This window comes from Halorubrum kocurii JCM 14978 (genome assembly GCF_000337355.1).
GTDB classification, from domain to species: domain Archaea; phylum Halobacteriota; class Halobacteria; order Halobacteriales; family Haloferacaceae; genus Halorubrum; species Halorubrum kocurii.
The window spans coordinates 19739-43285 of sequence record NZ_AOJH01000023.1; the positions used below are offsets into that span (position 1 = coordinate 19739).

The following is a 23547-nucleotide window of genomic DNA, read 5'->3' on the forward strand; positions in this document are numbered from 1 at the left end:
CCCCGGCAAAAATCGCCCGAACTGTCCGCGCCCGGCGTCTAGCGGCGCGAAAACGGTCGGTTCACGACGTACTGACAACTGTGTTACAAAACGTCCGTCCGATTCGATCGCAAGGATTGCGGAAACTCCGACAAGAATATGTCCTTATACACCATCAATTAGTCCTTATATTTGACAGCCGCCGTAGTATCAATGATATTTTTTGTGAAACTCAACTCGAACGTTTATATATTCCTGTTCCCCGTTGTCGGAACGTGATTCAGCACATGAACACGAACGAAACGCGTTGTTCAAAGGACGTATGTTCAGTTGAGGTGGTCGTCGCGTGACGACCGGCGTACTCGCGACGGTCGATCCGAGCACGTTCGCGTCTGCGATGAACGGGACGTGGATCCTCATGGTGACGTTCCTGATCTTCTTCATGCACGCGGGCTTCGCCATGCTCGAAGCCGGGCAGGTCCGCTCGAAGAACGTCGCTAACCAGCTGACGAAGAACCTCCTGACGTGGAGCGTCGGCGTGACGGTGTTCTTCCTGATCGGAACGGCGTTCACCAGCGTGATGAGCGGCTCCGGTGGGCCCGTCTCCGCCGCCGGGACGCTGTTCTCCGGCGGCGAACTCGCCGTCGACGCCGGCGCCGTCGGCCCGTACGTCAACTGGCTCTACGGCGCCGTGTTCGCCATGACGGCCGCGACGATCGTGTCCGGCGCGGTTGCCGGCCGCGCGAAGCTCCGCGCGTACGTCACGTACACGTTCCTGCTCGCCGCGGTCATCTACCCGATGGTCATTGCGTTCACCTGGTCGGCGTCGGGCGACGGGCTCGTCGCGCAGCTGACCGGGACCGCGTTCCACGACTTCGCGGGCGGCATGATCGTCCACGGCATGGGCGGCATCGCCGGGCTCACCGCGGCCGCCGTTCTCGGTCCGCGGATGGACCGCTACGCCGAGGACGGCTCGACGAACGTCATTCCCGGTCACTCGCTCACCTTCGCCGTCCTCGGGACGCTCATCCTCGCGTTCGGCTGGTACGGCTTCAACGTCGGGACGGCCTCCGTGGTCAGCGGCGGCGTGTTCAACACGCTCACCGTCAACCTCGTCGCGATGGGGACGACCATCGCGATGGCGGCCGGCGGGATCGGCGCCGCGCTCGTCGTGTGGCTGAAGACCGGTAAGGTCGACACGCTGTACGTCGCTAACGGCCTGCTTGCCGGCCTCGTCGGTATCACCGCGATTCCGGACACCACGGCGTGGTGGGGCGCGCTGATCGTCGGCGGCCTCGCCGGCGCGCAGCTCCCGATCGTCTTCGAGTTCGTCTCGGACACGCTCAAGATCGACGACGTCTGCGCGGTGTTCCCGGTCCACGGCAGCGCGGGCGTCCTGGGGACGCTGCTGTTCCCGTTCGTCGCCGCTCCGGGCAGCCTCAGTAGCAGCATCGGCGCGCACTTCATCGCCCAGCTGACCGGCGTCGTCATCATCGGCGGCTGGACGCTCACCGCGACCGCGGCCGTCTGGTACGTCCTCAAGCTGAGCGGCGAGGCGCGCGTCACGGCGGAACACGAACAGGAGGGCCTCGACATCTCCGAGCACGGCGTCGAGACCTACCCCGAGTTCGGCGGCGACCGCGTCGCGACCGACGGCGGTCCGTCCGTCATCGACACCACCGAGGACTCCCCGCGCGCCGACGGCGGCGAGGAGCCCGGCTCGGGGATCAAGATGGTCACGGCGGTCGTCCGCCCCGACAAGCTCGGCGCAATCAAGCAGGCGCTCGCGGAGATCAACGCGCCCTCGCTCACCGTGACGAACGTCTCCGGCCGCGGCAGCCAGCCCGCGAAGAAGGGCCAGTGGCGCGGCGAGGAGTTCACCGTCGACCTCCACCAGAAGGTGAAAGTCGAGGTCGTCGTCGCCGACATCCCGGCCGACGAGGTCGCGGACGCCATCGCCGGCGCCGCGAAGACCGGCGAACCCGGCGACGGCAAGGTGTTCATCATGCCGGTCGAGGACGCGCTGCAGGTCCGCACGGGGACGACCGGTTCGGAGGCGGTGTAAGTCGGAACGGGCGCTGACGGCAGGGCTATCGAACCATCGACCGACGGATTTCGACGCGCGCTTTTTCAGTGACGCTCCGGTGTCGAGCCGCGGCGCTCTCCGGCGCGACCCCCGGCGATTCGGTTCCGCTCCCGCCGGCGGTCGGCAACTACTTTCATCCCGCCGACCCAACCGTTCGACATGAACCACGAGCGCTCGCGCGCGCTGTACGACCGCGCGCTGTCGGTGATGCCGGGCGGCGTCAACTCCTCCGTCCGGGCGACGATGCCGCACCCGTTTTTCGTCGAGCGCGGCGACCGCGGTCACGTGATCGACACCGACGGGAACCGGTACGTCGACTGGGTGATGGGGTACGGCCCGCTCCTGTACGGCCACGACCTGCCCGACCCGGTCGAGGCGGCGGTCCAGTCGCACGCCGCGGAGGGGCCGATGTACGGCGCGCCCACCGAGATCGAGGTCGAACACGCCGAGTTCGTGGCGCGACACGTCCCGAGCGTGGAGTCGATCCGGTTCGTCAACTCCGGGACGGAGGCGACCGTCTCGGCGGTGCGGCTCGCCCGCGGCCACACCGGTCGCGACAAGATCGTCGTCATGCAGGGCGGCTACCACGGCGCGCAGGAGTCGACGCTCGTGGAGGGGTCGCCGGAAGACGCTCACCCCTCGACGAAGGGAATTCCCGAGGCGTTCGCCGAACACACCCTTCCGATCCCGTTCAACGACCCGCGGGCAGCGAAGGAGGTGTTCGCCGAACACGGCGACGACATCGCGGCGGTCCTCGTCGAGCCGATCCTGGCGAACATGGGCATCGTCGCCCCGATCGACGGCTACCACGAGACGCTTCGGGACCTGTGTGACGACAACGGGTCGCTGCTGGTCTTCGACGAGGTCATCACCGGGTTCCGCGTGGGCGGGCTCGGCTGCGCGCAGTCGAAGTTCGGCGTCACCCCGGACGTGACGACGTTCGGCAAGATCATTGGGGGCGGGTTCCCGGTCGGCGCGATCGGAGGGCGAGCGGAGATAATCGAGGAGTTCACGCCCGCGGGCGACGTGTTCCAGTCCGGGACCTTCTCGGGACACCCCGTGACGATGGCCGCCGGGAAGGCGTCGCTGGAGTACGCCGCCGAGAACGACGTGTACGAGCACGTCAACCGGCTCGGTCGTCGGCTCCGCGAGGGGATCGCCGAGATCTGCGCGGAGCGCGCGCCCGAGTACACCGTCGTCGGCACCGACTCGATGTTCAAGACAATATTCACCCGCGAGGCTCCGGACGACCCGGACGCCTGCTGCGCGGGCGGCTGTCGACAGGACCCCGACTGCGCCCGCTACGACAGTTGTCCGAAGACGGGCGCGGACGTGGCCCGCGCCGCGACCGACCGCTGGGAGCGCGTGTTCTGGCAGGAGATGAAAGACCGCGGGGTGTTCCTCACCGCCAACCAGTTCGAGTGCCAGTTCACCTCCTACGCGCACACGGCGGAGGACGTCGAGCGGACGTTGGAGGCCTACCGGGAAGCGCTGTAGCCGCCGCCGGGGGCGGCAACGCTTACCAACCGACGGCGGGTGCGGAACGTTTTTATACCGAAACTCGGGTAGGTACAAGCGATGACCGCGGAGGCTCGTCTCGACGCCGCCCGTATCCGAGGCCGACGAGCCCCGCGACCGCGACGAGGCGTCCGACCGCCGCGACCGGCTTCCGGCGCGGCGCGACGACCGGCCCCCTCGGGCCAGTAACCTTCCTCCCTCGTCGCGTTCGCGCCGTTCCGTTCCGGAGAGTGACAGCTACGTCCGTCCGTAGCGTCGCCGTTGCGTTTTTCTTACGAACACTAAAGCGACGAATTTAAGGGGTAGAGTCTATTCTACTCCGGTAATGGCAACCGTTGCACTCGCGTTCAGTGGGGGACTCGACACCACCGTCTGCGTGCCGCTTTTAAAAGAGGAGTACGGCTACGACGAGGTCATCGGCGTCAACGTCGACGTCGGGCAGCCGACCGAGGAGTTCGACGAGGCCGAGGAGACCGCGGAGGCGCTCGGGCTCGACCTCCACGTCGTCGACGCGAAAGCGGAGTTCGCGGACCTGTGTTACGACGCGGTGAAGGCGAACGCGACGTACCAGGGCTACCCGCTCGGGACCGCGCTCGCCCGCCCCGTCATCGCCGAGGCCATCCTGGGCGTCGCCGAGGAACAGGGCTGTGACGCCATCGCGCACGGCTGTACCGGGAAGGGGAACGACCAGCTCCGGTTCGAGGCCGTCTGGCGCGGCTCCGACCTGGAGGTCATCGCGCCCGTCCGCGAGCTCGGGCTCACCCGCGAGTGGGAGATCGAGTACGCCGCGGAGAAGGACCTGCCCGTCGAGGCCGGCGACGGCGGCGTCTGGTCCATCGACGAGAACATCTGGTCGCGCGCGGTCGAGGGCGGCAAACTCGAGGACCCGAACTACCAGCCGCCGGAGGACATCTACGAGTGGACCGCGGAGCCGGAGGGCGAGACCACCATCGAGGTCGCCTTCGAGGAGGGCGTCCCGGTCGCGGTCGACGGCGAGGCGATGGACCCCGTCCCGCTCATCCAACACCTCAACGAGTACGCCGGCGGCTACGGCATCGGCCGCACCGACGTGATGGAGGACCGCATGCTCGGACTGAAGGTGCGCGAGAACTACGAGCACCCGGCCGCGACCGTCCTGCTGACGGCCCACCAGGCCTTAGAGGACCTCGTCTTAACGAAGAACGAGCGCTCCTTTAAGAAGGGGATCGAGCAGGAGTGGTCCGAGAAGGCGTACCAGGGGCTCGTCTTCGCCCCCGTCGTCGACGCGCTCAACGCGTTCGTCGACGAGACGCAGGACGTGGTGACGGGCACCGCGACCGTGAAGGTCTCCGGCGGTAACTGTCGCGTCGTCGCCCGCGACTCGGAGTTCGCGGTGTACTCCGAGGAGATGGCCTCGTTCAACACCGAGGACGTCGCCGGCATCGCGCAGGAGGACGCCACGGGCGTCGCGAAGTACCACGGGCTGCAGGAGCGCCTCGCCAACGACGTGAAGAAGGCGGTCTCGAAGCCCGAGCTCGCGACGGACGGCTCCGGCGAGACGGACGGCCACGACGACGAGTCCGAGTAGATGACCGACGACGATCCCGGCACGGCGGCGGACGACGCGACGGACGCCGCCGGCACCGCCATCCGCCGCGACCGCTTCAGCGGCGGCCCCGCCCGCGAGTTCCTGTCGAGCCTCGCGGCCGACGCCGCCATCTTCGAGGCCGACCTCGCGGTCGACCGCGCGCACACGGTGATGCTCGCCGAGCAGGGGATCGTCGACAGCGCAGTCGCCGGCGAGATCCTCGCGGCGCTCGACGACGTGGAGGCCGCCGGCCACGACGCGCTGCCCGACGGCGAGGACGTCCACGAGGCGATCGAGACGGCCGTCATCGACCGGGTGGGGCCGGACGGCGGCCGGATGCACACCGCCCGCTCGCGCAACGACGAGGTGGCGACGTGCATCCGGTACCGGCTGCGTGAGGATCTGCTCGCGGCCGCCGAGGCGACGGTCGCGCTCCGCGAGGCGCTCGTCGAGGTCGCGAGCGAGCACGCGGAGACGGTGATGCCCGGCTACACCCACCTCCAGCCCGCCCAGCCCACGACGGTCGCGCACTACCTGCTCTCCTACGAGGGTGGGGTCGCCCGCGACACCGAACGCCTGCTCGACGCGTACGACCGTGTCAACCGGTCGCCGCTCGGCGCGGCCGCGTTCGCGGGGACGCCGTTCGACGTCGACCGCGACCGGACCGCCGAGCTGCTGGGGTTCGACGGGACCGTCCGGAACTCGACGGACGCGGCGTCGTCGCGCGACTTCCTCGCGGAGGGGTCGACCGCGTGCGCGACGCTCGCGACCACGCTGTCGGGGCTGGCGGAGGACTTGATCCTCTTCTCGAACAAGGGGTTCGTGGAGCTGTCGGACGCGTACGCCTCCACCTCCTCGATCATGCCCCAGAAGAAGAACCCCGACACGCTGGAGCTGACCCGCGGTGTCGCCGGCGACGCCATCGGGGAGGCGACGGGCACGCTGAGCCTGCTCAAGGGGCTTCCGCGCGCGTACAACCGCGACCTCCAGCGCGCCCACGCGGGCGTGTTCGAGGTCGCCGGCGACGTGCGGGAGGCGACCGAAGTCGCCGCGGGCGCGGTCGCGACCGCCGACTGGGACGAGGCGACGCTCGCGGACGCCGCGGGCGAGGGCTTCTCGACGGCGACGGGCGTCGCCGACCTCCTCGCGATGAGCGGGCTGCCGTTCCGGACCGCCCACGAGATCGTCGCGACCGCCGCCGAGACCGTCTCCGACGGCGACTCCGCGGACGCCGCGGCCGCAAAAGTTGACGAGGCCACTCGAAAGGTGACGGGCGAGCCCCTCTCGGCGCACGTGAGCCGTGAGGACGTGGAGTCCGCGCTCGACCCCGCCGCCAGCGTCGCGAGCCGGGACTCCGCCGGGGGGCCGGCTCCCGACGCCGTCGCCGACGAGCTCGCGACCGCCGAGGCGGGGATCGAGGCCGACGCCGCGACGCTGGCCGACGAGCGGGAGTCGCTCGCGGCGGCGGCGGCGCTGCTGGACGCGGAGGTGGACTCGTATGTCTGAGTCGACGCCGACCGTCGCGATTCGGCGACTGCGACCGTCGACGTCGTCGGCCGAGCCGCGACCGCCGACGGCGCCGCCGTCCCCGCGAGGGGACAACATCACTACTGGAATCTGACACCGGATTTCACACGGCGGTTGTGCGACCGATTTCCATCCGTTAGCTGGTCGTCTATTTATTGTAAACTAGATTACAAGTTCGAAGGGTTTATGCGGGTTCACGGTCGATTGAGAGGTACGATGACGAACGACACCGATCCGGTGCTGGCAGAGGACCCGATCACGGGCGAAGAGATCGAGCTTCCGGCCGACGTCGAGGTCGGCGAGATCATCGACAGCCCGGTCACCGGGACCGAGCTGGAGGTCATCTCGCTGGACCCCGTCGTGTTGGAAGAGGCCCCCGAACTCGAGGAGGACTGGGGCGAGTAGATGGCGACGACCGCCACGACCGCGACACGCGAGTGGTCTACATGCAAATAGGGATCCTCTACTCGCGGATCCGGAAAGACGAGAAGCTGCTGCTCGGCGAGCTCCGCGAGCGCGGCCACGAGGTCGCGAAGATCGACGTCCGCAAGGAGCGGTTCGGGCTGGAGTCGACGACGGCCGACGTCGCCGACCTCGATCTGGTCGTCGACCGCTGTCTCTCGACGAGCCGGTCGCTGTACGCGACCAAGTTCCTCGACAGCTACGGCGTCCCGGTGATAAACTCCCCCGAGACGGGCGACGTCTGCGCCGACAAGGCAAAGAACTCGCTCGCGCTCGCTGAGGCGGAGATCCCCACTCCGGCGACGGAGGTCGCGTTCACCAAGGAGACCGCGATGGAGGCCATCGAGGAGTTCGGCTACCCCTGCGTGCTCAAGCCCGTCGTCGGCTCGTGGGGCCGGCTCATGGCGAAGATCGACACGCAAAACGCCGCGGAGGCGATCTTAGAGCACAAGGAGACGCTCGGCCACTACGAGCACAAGGTGTTCTACATCCAGGAGTTCGTCGACAAGCCCGGCCGCGACATCCGCGTGCTGGCGGTCGACGGCGACCCGGTCGCCGCGATGACGCGCACCTCCGACCACTGGCTCACGAACGCCGCGAAGGGCGGCGAGACCGCGTCGTTCGACCTCGACGACCGCGCGCTGGACCTGGTCGAGCGCGCTTCGGAGGCGGTCGGCGGCGGCATGCTGGGCGTCGACCTGATGGAGGTCGGCGGGACCGGGTCCGGCGAGTACACCGTCCACGAGGTGAACCACACGGTCGAGTTCAAGGCGCTGGACGCCGCCAGCGAGGTCGACGTGCCCGCGAGGGTCGTCGACTGGCTGGAGGCGAAGGCGGCCGCGGCGGCCGACGGCAAGGAGGTCACGGCATGAGCGCCGACGACGCGACGGCCGACGCCGCCTACACCGCGAGCGTCGTCGGCGGCACCGGCTTCACCGGCGGCGAGCTGCTGCGGATCCTCTCGGGTCACCCCGACTTCGAGGTCGTGCAGGCCACGTCGCGGTCGGCCGACAACATGACGATCGGCCGCTCGCACCCGAACCTGCGCGGGCTCGACCTGCGCTTTTCGGACCCGGACGATCTGGAGTCGGTCGACGTGCTGTTCTCGGCGACGCCCCACGGCGTCTCGATGGGGCAGATCGACGAGTACTTCGAGGCCGCCGACACGGTCGTCGACCTCTCGGCGGACTTCCGCCTGCCCGAGGCGGAGCTGTACGACGAGTGGTACGACGGCCACGAGTCGCCCGAGTACTTGGAGCGCGCGGAGTACGCGCTCCCCGAGATCAACCGCGACGGCCTCCCCGGCGCCGACCTGATCGCCGGCGGCGGCTGCAACGCGACCGCGACGATGCTCGGGCTCAAGCCCCTCGTCGACGCGGGCGCGCTCGGCCCCGACGCGGGCGAGGTCGTCGTCGACGTGAAGGTGGGCTCCTCCGAGGGCGGCGCCGGCGGCGGCGCGGCCTCCTCGCACCCGGAGCGTTCGGGCGTCGTGCGCCCGTACGCTCCGACCGGCCACCGCCACGAGGCGGAGATCGAGGCGTACCTCGGCCTCGACGTCTCCTTCACGGTCCACGCGGTCGAGATGGTCCGCGGCGCGAGCGCGACCTGCCACGTCTTCCCCGACGAGCCCGTCTCGAAGGCGGACCTGTGGCAGGCGTACCGCGGCGCGTACGCCGACGAGCCGTTCATGCGGATCGTCTCCGGCGGGGGCGGCGTCTACCGCTACCCCGAGCCGAAGGCGGTCGCCGGCACCAACTACGGCGAGGTCGGCTTCGAGCTCGACCCCGGCAACCGGCGCGTCGTCGTCTTCTCGGCGATCGACAACATGATGAAAGGCTCCGCCGGACAGGCGGTCCACGCGGCGAACGTCGCCCTCGGACTGCCCGAAGACGCCGGTCTGGAGTTCCAGGGACTCCATCCCGTGGGATCGCCATGAGCGGAGAACAGTCCGGCGCTGGCGGCGCGCCCGCCGACGAGCCTCCGGTCGTCGTCAAGATCGGCGGCGCGAAGGCGGTCGACCCGGCCGGCGCGGTCGGCGACGTGGCTCACCTCGCCGCCAACGGGCGGCGCGTCGTCGTCGTCCACGGCGGCTCGACGGTCGTCGACGAGGTCATCGAGCGGCTCGGCATGGAGCCCGAGTACGTCGAGTCCGCCTCCGGCGTCACCGGTCGGTTCACCGACGCGGAGACGATGGAGGCGTTCACGATGGCGATGGCGGGCAAGCTCAACACCGAGCTGACCGCGCAGTTCCGCGAGGCCGGCGTCGACGCGGTCGGCCTCTCCGGCGTCGACGGCGGGCTCCTCTCGGGGCCGCGCAAGTCGGCGGTCCGCGTGGTCGAGGACGGCAAGAAGAAGATCCGCCGCGGCGAGCACTCCGGCCGGATCGAGTCGGTCAACGCCGACCTGTTATCCGGGCTGCTCGCCGACGGCTACACCCCCGTCGTCTCGCCCCCGATGGAGGGAAAAGAGGGAGACGGCGGCGTCACGCCCGTCAACACCGACGCGGATCGGGCTGCCGCCGCGGTCGCGGGCGCGCTCGGCGCGGACCTCGTCCTGCTGACGGACGTGGCGGGCGTGTACGCGGACCCCGACGATCCCGACACGCTGATCGAGTCGGCGGCGACGCCCGATGAACTGGCGGCGGTCGAGGACGCCGCCGAGGGGTTCATGGGCAAGAAGGTGATGGCCGCGAAAGAGGCGCTCTCGGGCGGCTCCGGGCGCGTCGTCGTCGCGGACGCGAACGTCAACGACCCCATCGTCGCCGCGCTCGGGGGCGCGGGGACGACGATCGAGCGGTCGGCGCTCGGTGACGACGCGGACGACGCGGCGGCCGAAACGGAGGGGGAGACCGCATGAGCGGCTTCGTCTTCTCCGAGAAGCCGATCGAGATCGCCTCGGGCGACGGCGTCCACGTCACGGACACGAACGGGACCGAGTACCTCGACTTCGGTGCGAGCTACGCGTGCACGCCCGTCGGCCACTGCCACCCCGAGGTCGTCGACGCCGCGACGAGCCAGCTGGAGGAGCTCATGTACGTGCAGGCGTCGTACCCGCACGCGGCGCGGACGGCGCTGTACGAGCGGCTCTCCGAGGCCGGCCCGGTCGACGTCGACAACGTGTGGCTCTGTAACTCCGGGACGGAGGCCAACGAGGCCGCCCTGAAGTTCGCCCGGCACGCCACCGGGCGCGAGAAGATCGTCGCGACGACGCAGGGGTTCCACGGCCGGACGATGGGCGCGCTCGCGACCACCTGGAAGCAGAAGTACAAGCAGGGGTTCGAGCCGCTCGCCGGCGGCGTGGAGTTCGTCGAGTACGGCGACGCCGACGCGATGCGGGAGGCGATAGACGACGAGACTGCTGCAGTGATCTTGGAGCCCCTGCAGGGCGAGGGCGGGATCAACCCCGCAGACACCGAGTACCTACAGACGGTCCGCGTCGCGACGGCGACGTCGGGCGCGGCGATGATTCTGGACGAGATCCAGACCGGGCTCGGCCGCACCGGGTCGCTGTGGGCGGCCGAGAAGCACGACGTGGTGCCCGACGTGCTCACGACCGCGAAGGGGCTCGGCAGCGGGCTCCCGATCGGCGCGACGCTGTGTCGCGACTGGATCGCTGAGGACGCCGGCAACCACGGCTCGACGTTCTCCGGCGGTCCCGTCGTGTCGGCCGCCGCGGGGGCGACGCTCGACGTGATCGAGCGCGAGGACCTCTCCGCGCACGCCGACGAGATGGGGGCGTACCTCCGCGGACAGATCGAGGAGCGCCTCGGCGACGACGTCCGCGACGTGCGGGGCGACGGCCTGATGATCGGCATCGAGGTGAAGCGCGGATCGAACCGGCTGCTGCGCGATCTGGCGATCGACCACCAGGTGCTCGCGCTGCCGGCGGGCCGGACCGTGCTGCGCCTGCTCCCGCCGCTGACGATCGAGCGCGAGCACGCCGACGCCGTGGTCGACGCGATCGCTGAGGTGATCGGCTGATGTCGACCGGGACGGAGCGTGAGCCGGAGGACTCTGCCGGCGAGTCGTCGTCGGCCGACGACTCCTCCGCGGCCGGGACCGACGTGGTTGCCGGCGGCGGCTACCCCGAGGCCTGCGACACCCCGGCCCGGAAGCTGCTGTACGACATGGTCTCCATCCCCTCGCCGTCCGGCGAGGAGGAGCAGGCCGCGAAGCGCCTCGTGGACTTCTTCGAGGCGAACGGTCGGGAGGCGTGGATCGACGAGGTCGGCAACGTCCGCGCGCCCGCCAGCGACGCCGTCCTCCTCACCTCCCACGTCGACACCGTCCCGGGCGACATCCCGGTCGAGGTGAAACCGGCGGCGGAAGATGACGCGGTCGGCGAGCCCGGCGAACCCGTCCTCTGGGGGCGCGGGACCGTGGACGCCACGGGCCCGCTCGTCGCGATGGCGGTCGCGGCGGTCAAGACCGGCGTCTCCTTCGTCGGCGTCGCCGGCGAGGAGACGAACTCGCGGGGCGCCCGGTTCCTCGTCGAGGACCGCGACGCGCCCGAGGCCGTGGTGAACGGCGAGCCCTCCGGCTGGGACGGCGTCACCCTCGGCTACCGCGGCTTCCTCGCCGGGACGTACGTGAACACGAGCGAGTCCGGGCACACCTCCCGGCCGGAGCCGAACGCGATCCAGCACGCGATCGACTGGTGGCACGGCGTCGAGGAGACGTTCGAGCCCACCGACGAGGACACGCCCGTCTTCGAGCAGGTGACGACCAAGCCCGTCTCGGTCGACGGGGGCCTCACCGACGACGGACTCGCCGTCGAGGCGACGATGGACGTGCAGCTCCGCGTCCCGCCCAACCGGACGGTCGACGAGATCCACGAGCTGGCCGAGACGGAGCTGTCGACCGGCTCGGTCCACTGGAAGGAGCCGATCCCGCCGGTGATGGAGAGCCCGCGGACGGAGCTGGCCCGCGCGTTCCGCGTCGCGATCCGCGGCGCCGGCGGCGACGTCCGGCTGCTGCGCAAGACCGGGACGAGCGACATGAACCTGTTCGCGGCCGCGTGGGACTGCCCGATGGTCACCTACGGCCCCGGGAACTCCGACCTCGACCACGCGCCCGACGAGCGGCTCCCCCTCTCGGAGTTGGACCGCGCGACGGCAGTGTTGAGCGACGTCTGCCGGGACCGACCGTAGGCGTCACGGTCGGTGCCGTGACGCCGCCTCCTTTTGAACCGGGCCGTTTCGCCGCCGACGACTGACCCAACTGTCACGGCACGCCAACCGCCGACGCACTGATCACCGACCCCACCGACCCCACACCCACCATCCACCCATGCCACTCGCCACCGACGACTTCCTCGACATCGACGACGTGACGCCAGCCGAACTGGACGCCCTGCTCGACCGCGCCGCCGCGATGAAGGCGGGCGAGACCGACCCCCGACTCGGGGACGCAACGCTCGGGATGATCTTCGAGAAGCCCTCGACGCGCACCCGGGTCTCCTTCGAGACGGGGATGACTCGACTGGGCGGCCACGCCATGTTCCTCGGCCCCGACGACATCCAACTCGGGCACGGCGAGCCCCTGAAGGACACCGCCCGCGTGCTCGGTCGGTACGTCGACGGGGTGATGGCTCGGCTGTTCGACCACGCCGACGTGGAGACGCTCGCCGCGTACGCCGACTGTCCCGTGATCAACGGGCTCACCGACGAGGCGCACCCCTGTCAGACGCTCGCCGACCTCCTGACGATCCGCGAGACGGTCGGCGAGGACGCCACGGTCGCGTGGGTCGGCGACGGCAACAACGTCGGGCAGTCGTTCGTCGTCGGCGCGGCGATGGCCGGGATCGACGTGCGGGTCGCCACCCCCGCCGACTACGGGATGAACCCCGCCGTCTTCGACCGGGCCGCCGAGTTCGGCGCGGACGTGGCGCCGACGACGGACCCCGACGCCGCCGTCGACGGCGCCGACGTCGTCTACACGGATGTGTGGATCTCGATGGGACAGGAGGACCAGCGCGAGGAGAAGCTCGCCGCCTTCGACGGGTTCCAGGTGAACCGGGAGCTGCTGGCCGGCACCGACGCGACGGTGATGCACTGCCTCCCCGCGCACCGCGGCGAAGAAGTCACCGACGACGTGCTGGAGTCAGACCGCGCCCTCGTCTGGGACCAGGCCGAAAACCGGATGCACGCGCAGAACGCGCTGCTCGTCGAACTGCTCGGCGGGGAGTGAGAGTGCGTCGGAATCTGATTGGGCAACGAGGCTATTTATAAATAGATTCGCGGTGGCGCGCGCCCGTGAGCGGCCGTCAGGCCGCGAGCGGCGCCGCGCGAGGGAGTCGGTCGCCCGAGGGAAACGACGGGCGACCGACGAGGCTGGGGAGGTGTGAGGCGCGGTTGCGGTGCGGGACGGGAGGGACTCAAAGGGGCAGTCGCGAGGACGAAGGTGGCCGCAGCAAGCACCGCAGCGAAGGAGCGCAAGCGACTGAGCGAGGCGCGCAGCAAGGCCCCCGAGTCCTCGCGACTGGGGCTTTGGAGGTCGTCACCGCGACAACGAATTGCTTATAAATATCCGATCCGCGGTCTAGTTCCCGGTCCAGCGCAGGATCGCCAGCGTCCCCTCGTACAGGACGATCATCGTGAGCGTCACGATGATCGGCGCCATCCCGGTCGGGTCAGGGCTGAACAGGAAGGCGATCCCGAGGAACGACCCCCAGAAGATCAGCCGCTTCGCCTCCAGCCATTCCCGGGTAACGAGGTTCATCATGATCGCGAGCATGATGAACAGCGGGATCTGGAACACGATCGCCATGAACGCGAGCATGATGACGATCAGGTTGAACGTCTCCGCGAGCCCGAACGCGATCGTCGCGGCGTCGGAGGTGTAGGTAGTGAAGTACGAGAAGATCGCGGGCAACACGAGGAAGTGCGCGAACGCGATGCCGATCCCGCCGAGGACGAGGCTCGTCGGGACCGCCGCGAGGTAGTAGCGCCGCTCTTTCGGGTACAGTCCGGGCTTCATGAACCGGTAGGTCTGGTAGACGAACGCCGGCAGTCCGACCACGACGCCCGCGAGGCCGGCGACCTTCAGCCGCGTGAGCGGCAGCTCGAGGGGGCCGTACAGCCGCGGGCGGTTCTCCAGCGGCGCGGGGATGTGGTAGCTCCAGAAGTAGTTGATGAGCTCCGTCGACTCCGTCACCACGACCAGCGTCGCCAGCCCGCCGAAGAGGAAGACGACGGCGAGCCGCCGCATCATCTCCTCGATGTGGGCCGCGAGCGGCATCTCCTCGTCCGTCTCGGGCGCCTCGAGCCCCGCGAACTCCTCGTCCGCGGCGTCCTCGCCGACGACTCTATCGTCCGCGGCCTCCTCGCCGACGACTCCCTCGCCCGCGACGCCGCCGTCCTCGACGGTCGGGGGTTCCGGGTCGTCGTCGCCGACGCCGGACGGCGCCTCTCGGAGATCCGGCTTTTCGCTGTCGTCGAGGTACTCCGCGCTCCCCGGCTCGTGCGCGTTGAACGTGCCCTCCGCGTCGTCCGCGTCGTCCGCGTCGTCCGCATCGTCTGCGTCGCTTGCGTCGTCCGCGTCATCCGCATCGTCCGCATCGTCCGCGTCATCCGCATCGTCCGCGACCTCCGACGCGACCTCCGGAGACACCTCCGGCTCGACGGGTTCCGACTCGGTGTCGTCCCCGTTTCCGCCGCTGGCGGTTCGGTCGTCTCCGGCGGCACTTTCGGTCGTTTCGGTCGCCTCGTCGGTTTCGGCGTCGGCGCTGTCGACCGTCCCGTCGTCGGCGACCGAGCCGTCCTCGGGGGCCGAGGGCTCGTCACGCGACCGGTCCGAGTCGTCCATTCACTTCTTCTACGCAACCGGGTGACTATAGGCCTTTTCGGATAGCGGCGAGCGGCGGGCCGGCGTGCCGACGCGAACGCGGTCGAAAAGGTTGATAACGGCGACGGACTTCCACTCCCGTATGGCGAGTGCCCTCGACGAGGATACCCAGCAGTCGCTCGCGGAGGGACGCGAGTCGGCGAAGGCCTTCCTCCGGTCGGTCCAAAAAGACCTCCAGAAGGTCTTCGTCGTCTTCCTGCTGGGTTTCCTCGCGACGTTCTGGGCGCTCCGCGTGTTCATCTGGGACCGGCTCAGGGCGATCACCGAGTCGAACATGAACGCCGCGGTCGCCGCCGAGACGGACGTGATCGCGACGACCCCGTTCGAGGTGATCCTCCTGCAGGCGAAGATCGGGCTGATCGTCGGCGTGATCTTCGCGATTCCGCCCTTCATCTACGTCGCCCGCGACGAGCTCCGCGCCCGCGGAGCGTGGCCGCAGTCGCCGGTCGCGCGCTGGAAGCTCGCGGGGATCGGCCTGCTCGGAGTGGGTCTGTTCGCGGTCGGCGTCGCCTACGGCGTGTACGCCTTCTTCCCGATCATGTTCTCCTTCCTGGCCGGCTTCGGGCTGGAGGCCGGGCTCCAGCCCACCTACGGGATCGTGATGTGGACGGAGTTCATCGTCTTCCTCTCGCTCTCGTTCGGCCTCGCCGGGCAGATGCCGCTTTTGATCACCGGGCTCTCCTACTCGGGCATCGTTCAGTACGAGACGTTCCGCGACAAGTGGCGCTACGCCGTCGTCGCCATCTTCGTCTTCGGCGCCGTGTTCTCGCCGCCCGACCCGTTCACCCAGCTGATGTGGGCGTTCCCGCTCATCGTCCTGTACGGGTTCAGCCTCTACCTCGCGAAGCTCGTCGTCACGGCCCAGCGGAGCTCCGACCGGATCGACGTGTTCGGCGCGGCTCGGAACCACTGGAACGTCGTCGGCGGCGCGGCCGTCCTCGGCGGCGGGCTGGTGTACGCGTTCTACGAGTACGGCGGCCGGACCGGCTTCAACGACCTCCTCCGCCTCGTCAACAGCGACTGGCGCTTCCTCGAGCCCGGCGCGGGCCTCGGCACTGACCCCGCGACCGCGGCCGCGATCTACGCCGCCGCGTGGGCCATCGTCTTCGTCGCTGTCGCGACGCTGTGGGCCGTCTACGCCGACCTCGACACGACGAGCGCGGGGTACCAGTACGGCGACCCGTCCGCGATCGACGTGAGCGAACTCGACGCGGCCGGCGTGCGAGCCGCCCCCGACGACGCCTTCGCAGAGATGGGCGAGGACGAGTCGCTCGCGCTCGCGCAGGCCGCGATCGACGACGACGACCCCGAGAAGGCGCAGGCGATCCTCGACCGGTTCGACGCGGTACACGAGGGCGACGGCGAGGGCGGTGACGGGGCAGGTACCGAAAGCGGGGACTCCGCGGGCGGCTCCGGCGACGACGACGGCCTGGTGGGCAACGTTCAGAACCGGACCTCCCGCGCCGGGTCGACGTTCCTCGCCGAGCTCACCGACGGGGACGAGGACGAGGCGGAAGACGACATCGGCGGCTACTACAAGGACCTCAGGTTCATCTTCGACTCGCTGCGGTCGCGCTCGTTCCGGCTCGTCGCCGTCTTCGGCGGCGTGATGGCGGCCGCGTTCACGTGGCTGTACCTCGGCGGGCTCGCGACCGTGCGCAACGACCTGGAGTCGCGCGTTCCGGCCCAGATCGAGGGCGGGATCAACATCATCACTCTCCATCCCGTCGAGGCGCTGATCTTCATGGTGAAGTTCTCGGTGCTGCTCGGGATCGTCGCCGTGTTCCCGGTCGCGCTCTACTACGCGTGGCCCGCCCTCCGCGAGCGCGGGTTCGTCGCCGGGCGCATCTATCAGGTGTACCTCTGGTCGGGCGCGCTGCTCGCCGGCCTGATCGGCGGCTTCGCGCTCGGCTACGCGTACATCGCGCCCGGGATCATCGGGTGGCTCGTCACGGACGCCGAGCTGGCGAACATGATCATCACCTACCAGGTGAGCGACTTCCTCTGGCTCGTCGTTTACACCACCGTCGGGATCGGGTTCCTCGCGGACATCCCCATCGCGATGGTCCTGCTGAACAACGCCGGCGTCCCGTACCAGGTCTTCCGGAGCCGCTGGCGCGAGGTCACCGTGGGGATCATGCTGTTCGCGGCGGTGTTCACCCCCGCCGACGTGATCACGATGATCCTCGCGACGCTCCCGCTGATGGCGGCGTACGGCCTCGGCGTCGGGGTCCTGTTCCTCGTCACGTTCGGCGGCCGGCGGAACCTCTCGCCGCCCTCGGAGATCGTCGAGCCCTGACGAGGGGCGTCCGGATTCCCTCCCCTCCCTCGGTCGCCAGCGCCGTAGACCGCCGAGACCGACGGGTATTCCCGCGCGCGCACGCAACAGATGTGACAAGATGAGCAAGGACTACATCGAGGTCCGCGGCGCCGAGGAACACAACCTCAAGGACCTCGACGTCCGGATCCCGCGGGAGGAGTTCACCGTCGTCACCGGGCTCTCCGGCTCGGGGAAGTCGTCGCTCGCGTTCGACACCGTCTACGCCGAGGGACAGCGCCGGTACATCGAGTCGCTGTCGGCGTACGCCCGCAACTTCCTCGGGCAGATGGACAAACCGCAGGTGGAGTCGGTCGAGGGGCTCTCGCCCGCGATCTCCATCGACCAGAAGAACGCCGCGAACAACCCCCGCTCGACCGTGGGGACCGTCACCGAACTGCACGACTACCTCCGGCTGCTGTACGCCCGGATCGGCACCCAGTACGACCCCGTCACTGGCGAGGAGGTCGGCGAGCAGTCGGCCCAGGACATGGTGAAACAGATCCTCGAACTCCCCGAGGGGACCCGCGCGAAGGTCGCCGCGCCGGTCGTCCGCGACCAGAAGGGCGCGTTCGAGGAGCTGTTCGAGGAGCTCGTGAGCGACGGGTACGCCCGGGTCGAGGTCGACGGCGAGCCGACCGACCTGACCCTCGACGACCCCGACCTCGACGAGAACTACGACCACACGATCGACGTGATCGTCGACCGGGTCAAGGTGTCGCCCGACGCGCGCTCGCGGATCACGGACTCCGTGGAGACCGCCTTGGAGGAGGCCGGCGGCGTCCTCAAGCTGATCGTCCCCGATCCGCCCGAGGACGTGCCCTTCGCCTCGAACGCGCGCTCGACCGGGTCGTTGGCGGCTGACGCCGACGCGGACGACCGGCTCGTCGTCGAGTTCTCCGAGGAGCTCGGGAACCCGAACTCCGACGTGCAGTTCTCCGCGATCGAGACGCGCTCCTTCTCGTTTAACAGCCCCTACGGCGCCTGTCCCGAGTGCGAGGGGATCGGCTCGACGAAGGAGGTCGACGAGGGCCTCGTGGTCGAAGACCCCTCGAAGCCCCTGAAACACGTCTTCGAGCCGTGGAGCTACGACCGGACCTACTACTCCCGGCAGCTCGACAACGTCGCGGATCACTTCGGCGTCTCGCTGAACACCCCCTTCGAGGAGCTCGACGAGTCGATCCAGCGGCAGTTCCTCTACGGCACCGACGACCTGGTCCACTTCGAGTGGACCACGAAGAACGGCACTCGCGAGAAGACGGAGCGCTTCGAGGGCGTCATCCCCAACCTGGAGCGCCGCCACGTCGAGACCGACTCGGAGCGCGCCCGCGACCACATCGAGGAGTACATGGCCGTGACGACGTGTCCGGACTGCGAGGGCACCCGGCTCAAGGAGCAGTCGCGGCACGTGCTCGTCGCGGACACCGCGATCACGGCGGTCAACGAGATGTCGATCGCGGAGGCGCGCCGGCACTTCGAGGGGATGGAAGCGGAGCTGAACGAGCGCGACACGACGATCGCGACGGAGATCTTGAAGGAGATCCGCGCGCGGCTCGGCTTCATGGAGGAGGTCGGCTTGGAGTACCTCACGCTCGACCGCGAGGCGTCGACGCTCTCCGGCGGAGAGAGCCAGCGCATCCGGCTCGCCACGCAGGTCGGCTCCGGGCTCGTCGGCGTGTTGTACGTCCTCGACGAGCCGTCGATCGGGCTCCACCAGCGCGACAACGATCGCCTGCTGAACACCTTGGCGGGCCTCCGCGACCTCGGGAACACCCTCGTCGTCGTCGAGCATGACGAGGAGACGATGCGCCGCGCCGACGAGATCATCGACATGGGGCCCGGCCCGGGCAAGCGCGGCGGCGAGGTCGTCGCGCAGGGCGACTTCGACGACGTGATCGCCGCCGAGGACTCGATCACGGGCGACTACCTCGCCGGCCGGAAGGAGATCCCGGTGCCCGAGGAGCGCCGCGACCCGGACGGCGAGCTGACGGTCCGCGGCGCCCGACAGCACAACCTCGCGGACCTCGACGTGTCGATCCCGCTCGGCACGCTGACGACGGTCACCGGCGTCTCCGGCTCTGGGAAGTCGACGCTGATCAACGACATTCTTTATAAAGGGCTCGCCCGCGAGATGAACGACAACACCTCGGTCGACCCCGGCGAGCACGACGCGATCGAGGGGATGGAGGGGATCGAGACGGTGCGGCTCATCGACCAGTCGCCGATCGGTCGGACGCCGCGTTCGAACCCCGCGACGTACACGGACGTGTTCGACTACGTCCGCGAGCTGTTCGCGGAGACGAAGCTCTCCAAGCGCCGCGGCTACGAGAAGGGTCGGTTCTCGTTCAACGTGAAGGGCGGCCGCTGTGAGGAGTGCGGCGGGCAGGGAACAGTAAAAATCGAGATGAACTTCCTCTCGGACGTGTACGTCCCCTGCGAGCAGTGCGGTGGCGCCCGGTACAACGACGAGACGCTCGACGTCACGTACAAGGGCGCGACCATCTCGGACGTGCTCGACATGAGCGTCGACGAGGCGTACGACTTCTTCGAGAGCCACCAGGGGCTCCAGCGCCGCCTGAAGCTCTTAAAAGACGTGGGGCTCGGCTACATGGAGCTGGGCCAGCCCTCCACCACGCTCTCCGGCGGCGAGGCGCAGCGCGTGAAGCTCGCCGAGGAGCTGGGGAAGAAGGCGACCGGCGACACCCTCTACCTGCTCGACGAGCCGACCACGGGGCTCCACAAGGCGGACGAGCGCAAGCTGATCGACGTGCTCCACCGCCTCGTCGACGCCGGCAACACGGTGGTCGTCATCGAACACGAGCTCGACCTCGTGAAAAACGCCGACCGCGTCATCGACCTGGGTCCCGAGGGCGGCGACGGCGGCGGCGAGCTGGTCGCGAGCGGGACCCCCGAGGCGGTCGCCCGCGAGGACGACTCCCACACCGGGCGGTACCTGCGGGACCTCCTCCCCGACGTCGACATCGAAGGGCCGCGCGACGACCGCCGGAAGCCCGCGGCCGCGGACGACGACTGAGCGGGAGCGCTCTGTCGAGATTCCGTGCTTCGGACCGAACGACGGACAGATCGAAACGTCCGGTGGCCGGAGACCGTTTGTCGAGTGATAGCGGGAGTAAGTGTAGTACGTCGCTCAGTGTGGTGGCGTGGTTGTTTATAGAGATTCGAGGAGAATACCTGCGGCTTTAGCCGTCCCCAGAAATCTCTGATTTCTGGTGTGCGAACGAGACCTGTGGTCTCGTCAACGCAGGATGAATCCGACAGAACTCTACACGAACCACGGTTCGGTGGTATCCCCGAGTTTCCAAAGTCCGCAGTTTCAAGTGGTGTCAGTTCATATCAAAGGGTAAGGTCAGGTCGGAACGGAGCGATTCCGAACGGCCTTCGGAGGCGGCCTCGCCGCCGCTAATGAGACAATATCCGAAACACCTANAGGGTAAGGTCAGGTCGGAACGGAGCGATTCCGAACGGCCTTCGGAGGCGGCCTCGCCGCCGCTAATGAGACAATATCCGAAACACCTACACGGTGAACGCGAATGCCAGAAGCGTTCGTCTGTGCCTGTTGGTCGAGCAAGCCCAAAGATACCTCCAAGTCCGTCGACGTGTCAGCGACTCCCTGCTGGTAAAAATAACAGATGAGAGTCAGCGGCAGTGACGATAGGAGTAACGGCGGTTTGGCACCGCCAGTCAGCCACCGTTTCGTGATGGGTTAAACGGGTTCCCGAAGAAGAAATCGGACTCATGGTTGCGAACCTGAAACTCCCACCGCTCGGGATTCCTCCGCGTTCACGCGGAGGAGGATGTCAATCGACGCTGCTGCGGTGAGAGCCTCCAAAGCCCCAGCCGTGAGGACGACTGCCACTTTGAGTTCCACCCGCACCGCACACCTCCCGCACCGCACAGCACCCGCACCGCACACCTCCCCAGCCTCGTCGCCGGCGGCTCCGCCGCCGGCTTCCAGAGGCGCTTCGCGCCTCGCTGCCGCTCGCTCCGCTCGCGGCGTCCCTCGCGGGCTGGCTCGCGGCCGCTGATGGCGGCCGCTCGCAGGCGCGCCACCGTACTCTCCTTTTATAAGCGTTCGTTGCCGTCGCTCACGGCTATTTAAACACGACCTCGCGGCCGGCTGTCTGCGATACTCACTCCCGCCATCGATCGCCGCTGTCGGTATAAGAAGCGAACGAAGCCGAGAGGTCACCTTGCCGGACGTCACGGCGAAGCCGGACGGAGCGAAACGACGACCGTGAACGCCTCGATACAGTCGATTCGGGGGCTCATCACCCCGCAGTCGGGCGACGACCGGAGGATCCCGTCGCGCTCGCAACGACGAGGAGCGCGATCAGGTCGACGGTGAGCGCCGCGACGGCGCCGAAGCGGAACAGGACCAAGAGGCCCAGTACCGCCACGGCGAGGCCGACCGCGGCGCGACGAGCGCGGTCACGGTTGGGGAGCAAGCGGGACACCTGAGCGCCGACGCCGACCTGCGCCGCGAAGAGGAGGACGCCGAACAGGGACGCGGCTGGCATACCCCTCGGTTCCGACCGAGCCCGTATGAATATGTCGGCGGGCCGAAGAACGCCCGGAGCGGGCCATCGACCGGAGCGACAGCCTCGCGGTGGTGTCAGAGCGGCCGAACTGACCCCCGCGACCCGCATCTTGATACCGCGGCGCGCCGTCGGTCCGAGAATGCGAGAGATCACGACGGACGACGTGCCGGAGGCCCTCGGCCCGTACTCACAGGGGATCGTCTCCGGCGACACGGTCCACGTCTCCGGGAAGACGGGCGTGGACCCCGACACCGGCGAGGCGCCCGACTCGGCCGCCGAACAGACGACGCAGACGCTCGCGAACGTGGCCGCGATACTGGAGGCGGCCGGGACGACCCCGGACCGCATCGTGTCGGCGACCGTCTACCTCACCGACATGGACGACTACGACGCGGTGAACGAGGCGTACCGGTCGTTCCTCTCGGAGCCGTACCCGGCGCGGACCTGCGTCGAGGTGTCCCGGCTTCCCGCGCCGCTCGACGTCGAGATAACGGTGACGGCAGAGCTGGGCGGCGACTGAGCGTTGGGGCCGCTTCGGTGGAAGCAGCTTCGTGCGACAGCTCCTCGCGTGCGGCCACGGAGCGACGGTCGTCACCGAACGGCCTTCTCGATCCGCTCCGCGAGGATCTCGTACTGCTTCGGGCCGACGTCCTTCTCGACGTAGTCGGTCACGTCGTCGAGGATCGCTTTCTTCGCCACCGCTTCGCTCCCCCGTCCGGTGTACAGGATGAACGGGAGCGTCGGATGGCGGTCTCGAACGGCGCCGAGGAACTCGATCCCGTCCATGACCGGCATCTTGTAGTCGCTGACGACGCAGTCGATCCGCTTGGCGCCGCCCGCCTCGGAGAGGCGCTCGAGGGCCGCCCGAGCGCTCTCCGCCTCGGTTATCGACAGCCGGCTCGACTGCTCCTGCAGGAACACGCGGGTCATCTCGCGGCTCAACCGGTCGTCGTCGACGAGCAGCGCCTCGACCGCGCCGTCCCCGTCGGAGACCGAGCCGAGCGCGTCGACCGCGAGCAGGTCGGCACGGAGGTAGCGACCGAAGAGGTTCAGCAGGCGAAACGAGGGGAACCGGACGCTGAGTCGCTCGACCCGGTCCGCCGCCCGCAGGTACAGAACGACCGCCGGGACGTCGGTCCCGGAGAGGCTGAACCGCGCGACGTCGTCGCGGCGGACGGTGATCCGCGAGGCGCGGTCCGCGGGTTCGAACCGGATCTCCGTGGCTGAGACGTCGAGTCGGCAGGGCCGCCTGTCGTCGGTATCGTCGTCGGCGCGTCGACGGGCGACGGCCACGTCCGCGTCGACGAGGAGCCGCTTGAACACCAGCCGCTGGAACTTCACGAGCGTCGCGGCGTTCGCCTTCACGTCGAGCGTCTCGCGGCGCCCGCCGGCGTCGAACGCCAGCGTCACTGTCTCCGTCGAGTCGGCGGACGCCGCCACTGAGACGTCGCGGACGACGTCGAAGATGTCGTCGACATCAATCCGGCGCGCGGTGCCGTCGGCCCGGACGCGGATCTGGGAGGGCGTCATCGCGACCCGCCCCCGACCAGGTGCGTCGCTCGTCGACCGACTGAACCCAACGACGGCGTCGAACTCGGCGATGATCGGACCAGTCAACACGTGATGTACGCCAGAATAATTGATAAGCGTACTGCCGAACGTCCGACTGCGGGGCCGTTCGGACGCCG

17 protein-coding genes are annotated in these 23547 nt (G+C 68.9%); 14 read left to right on the top strand and 3 right to left on the bottom strand.

What is annotated here, in order from left to right:
* Nucleotides 1-325: 325 nt before the first annotated feature.
* The 11 genes from C468_RS02550 to argF all read left to right on the top strand — a co-directional run bounded on the left by C468_RS02550 (nucleotide 326) and on the right by argF (nucleotide 13327).
* Nucleotides 326-2044: an ammonium transporter gene (locus C468_RS02550; RefSeq protein WP_008847310.1), complete on the top strand. Its 1719-nt coding sequence runs from the start codon at nucleotides 326-328 to the stop codon at nucleotides 2042-2044.
* Between the two features lie 180 nt (nucleotides 2045-2224).
* A complete protein-coding gene (gene hemL / locus C468_RS02555; protein WP_008847311.1) occupies nucleotides 2225-3562 on the top strand; it encodes a glutamate-1-semialdehyde 2,1-aminomutase in 1338 nt (445 codons plus the stop codon).
* A 346-nt stretch (nucleotides 3563-3908) separates the two neighbouring features.
* On the top strand, nucleotides 3909-5150 hold the full coding sequence (locus C468_RS02560) for an argininosuccinate synthase (protein WP_008847312.1): 1242 nt from the start codon (nucleotides 3909-3911) through the stop codon (nucleotides 5148-5150).
* A complete protein-coding gene (gene argH / locus C468_RS02565) occupies nucleotides 5151-6656 on the top strand; it encodes an argininosuccinate lyase (protein ID WP_008847313.1) in 1506 nt (501 codons plus the stop codon).
* 237 nt (nucleotides 6657-6893) lie between these two features.
* Nucleotides 6894-7082, top strand: a complete 189-nt coding sequence (gene lysW / locus C468_RS02570; protein WP_008847314.1) for a lysine biosynthesis protein LysW — start codon at nucleotides 6894-6896, stop codon at nucleotides 7080-7082.
* Between the two features lie 41 nt (nucleotides 7083-7123).
* A complete protein-coding gene (gene lysX, locus C468_RS02575; RefSeq protein ID WP_008847315.1) occupies nucleotides 7124-8011 on the top strand; it encodes a lysine biosynthesis protein LysX in 888 nt (295 codons plus the stop codon).
* Nucleotides 8008-9075, top strand: coding sequence for an N-acetyl-gamma-glutamyl-phosphate reductase (gene argC / locus C468_RS02580; protein ID WP_008847316.1), 1068 nt, complete (start codon nucleotides 8008-8010; stop codon nucleotides 9073-9075). Before lysX ends, argC begins: the two co-directional genes overlap by 4 nt.
* Nucleotides 9072-9995, top strand: a complete 924-nt coding sequence (locus C468_RS02585; RefSeq protein ID WP_008847317.1) for an acetylglutamate/acetylaminoadipate kinase — start codon at nucleotides 9072-9074, stop codon at nucleotides 9993-9995. The genes argC and C468_RS02585 overlap by 4 nt, the downstream gene beginning before the upstream one ends.
* Nucleotides 9992-11119 carry an aspartate aminotransferase family protein gene (locus C468_RS02590; protein ID WP_008847318.1) on the top strand — a complete coding sequence of 376 codons (1128 nt, stop codon included), beginning with the start codon at nucleotides 9992-9994 and terminating at the stop codon, nucleotides 11117-11119. Before C468_RS02585 ends, C468_RS02590 begins: the two co-directional genes overlap by 4 nt.
* A complete protein-coding gene (locus C468_RS02595) occupies nucleotides 11119-12288 on the top strand; it encodes a [LysW]-lysine hydrolase (protein ID WP_008847319.1) in 1170 nt (389 codons plus the stop codon). Before C468_RS02590 ends, C468_RS02595 begins: the two co-directional genes overlap by 1 nt.
* A gap of 139 nt (nucleotides 12289-12427) precedes the next feature.
* Nucleotides 12428-13327 carry an ornithine carbamoyltransferase gene (argF, locus tag C468_RS02600; protein WP_008847320.1) on the top strand — a complete coding sequence of 300 codons (900 nt, stop codon included), beginning with the start codon at nucleotides 12428-12430 and terminating at the stop codon, nucleotides 13325-13327.
* Nucleotides 13328-13678: 351 nt separating this feature from the next.
* On the opposite strand, the gene tatC (C468_RS02605) is transcribed toward argF, so the two are convergent.
* Nucleotides 13679-14944, bottom strand: coding sequence for a twin-arginine translocase subunit TatC (gene tatC, locus C468_RS02605; RefSeq protein ID WP_008847321.1), 1266 nt, complete (start codon nucleotides 14942-14944; stop codon nucleotides 13679-13681).
* Between the two features lie 121 nt (nucleotides 14945-15065).
* On the opposite strand from tatC (C468_RS02605), the gene tatC (C468_RS02610) reads away from it, so the two are divergent.
* Nucleotides 15066-17282 carry a twin-arginine translocase subunit TatC gene (gene tatC, locus C468_RS02610; protein ID WP_008847322.1) on the top strand — a complete coding sequence of 739 codons (2217 nt, stop codon included), beginning with the start codon at nucleotides 15066-15068 and terminating at the stop codon, nucleotides 17280-17282.
* Nucleotides 17283-17382: 100 nt separating this feature from the next.
* Nucleotides 17383-20334: an excinuclease ABC subunit UvrA gene (gene uvrA, locus C468_RS02615; RefSeq protein ID WP_008847323.1), complete on the top strand. Its 2952-nt coding sequence runs from the start codon at nucleotides 17383-17385 to the stop codon at nucleotides 20332-20334.
* Between the two features lie 1255 nt (nucleotides 20335-21589).
* Here uvrA and C468_RS02620 read toward each other — a convergent pair.
* Nucleotides 21590-21838 (bottom strand): hypothetical protein, encoded by a 249-nt coding sequence (locus C468_RS02620; RefSeq protein ID WP_008847324.1) that lies wholly within the window; start codon nucleotides 21836-21838, stop codon nucleotides 21590-21592.
* Nucleotides 21839-21998: 160 nt separating this feature from the next.
* On the opposite strand from C468_RS02620, the gene C468_RS02625 reads away from it, so the two are divergent.
* Nucleotides 21999-22379, top strand: coding sequence for a RidA family protein (locus C468_RS02625; protein ID WP_008847325.1), 381 nt, complete (start codon nucleotides 21999-22001; stop codon nucleotides 22377-22379).
* 71 nt (nucleotides 22380-22450) lie between these two features.
* Here C468_RS02625 and C468_RS02630 read toward each other — a convergent pair whose 3' ends face one another.
* Entirely contained in the window at nucleotides 22451-23476 is a 1026-nt protein-coding gene (locus tag C468_RS02630) for a response regulator (RefSeq protein ID WP_049911921.1), read from the bottom strand.
* Nucleotides 23477-23547 lie beyond the last annotated feature (71 nt).

Coding starts and splice junctions, on each gene's coding strand:
- hemL (WP_008847311.1), top strand. CDS start 2,225: ATGAACCACGAGCGCTCGCGCGCGCTGTACGACCGCGCGCTGTCGGTG.
- C468_RS02560 (WP_008847312.1), top strand. CDS start 3,909: ATGGCAACCGTTGCACTCGCGTTCAGTGGGGGACTCGACACCACCGTC.
- argH (WP_008847313.1), top strand. CDS start 5,151: ATGACCGACGACGATCCCGGCACGGCGGCGGACGACGCGACGGACGCC.
- lysW (WP_008847314.1), top strand. CDS start 6,894: ATGACGAACGACACCGATCCGGTGCTGGCAGAGGACCCGATCACGGGC.
- lysX (WP_008847315.1), top strand. CDS start 7,124: ATGCAAATAGGGATCCTCTACTCGCGGATCCGGAAAGACGAGAAGCTG.
- argC (WP_008847316.1), top strand. CDS start 8,008: ATGAGCGCCGACGACGCGACGGCCGACGCCGCCTACACCGCGAGCGTC.
- C468_RS02585 (WP_008847317.1), top strand. CDS start 9,072: ATGAGCGGAGAACAGTCCGGCGCTGGCGGCGCGCCCGCCGACGAGCCT.
- C468_RS02590 (WP_008847318.1), top strand. CDS start 9,992: ATGAGCGGCTTCGTCTTCTCCGAGAAGCCGATCGAGATCGCCTCGGGC.
- C468_RS02595 (WP_008847319.1), top strand. CDS start 11,119: ATGTCGACCGGGACGGAGCGTGAGCCGGAGGACTCTGCCGGCGAGTCG.
- argF (WP_008847320.1), top strand. CDS start 12,428: ATGCCACTCGCCACCGACGACTTCCTCGACATCGACGACGTGACGCCA.
- tatC (WP_008847321.1), bottom strand. CDS start 14,944: ATGGACGACTCGGACCGGTCGCGTGACGAGCCCTCGGCCCCCGAGGAC.
- tatC (WP_008847322.1), top strand. CDS start 15,066: ATGGCGAGTGCCCTCGACGAGGATACCCAGCAGTCGCTCGCGGAGGGA.
- uvrA (WP_008847323.1), top strand. CDS start 17,383: ATGAGCAAGGACTACATCGAGGTCCGCGGCGCCGAGGAACACAACCTC.
- C468_RS02620 (WP_008847324.1), bottom strand. CDS start 21,838: ATGCCAGCCGCGTCCCTGTTCGGCGTCCTCCTCTTCGCGGCGCAGGTC.
- C468_RS02625 (WP_008847325.1), top strand. CDS start 21,999: ATGCGAGAGATCACGACGGACGACGTGCCGGAGGCCCTCGGCCCGTAC.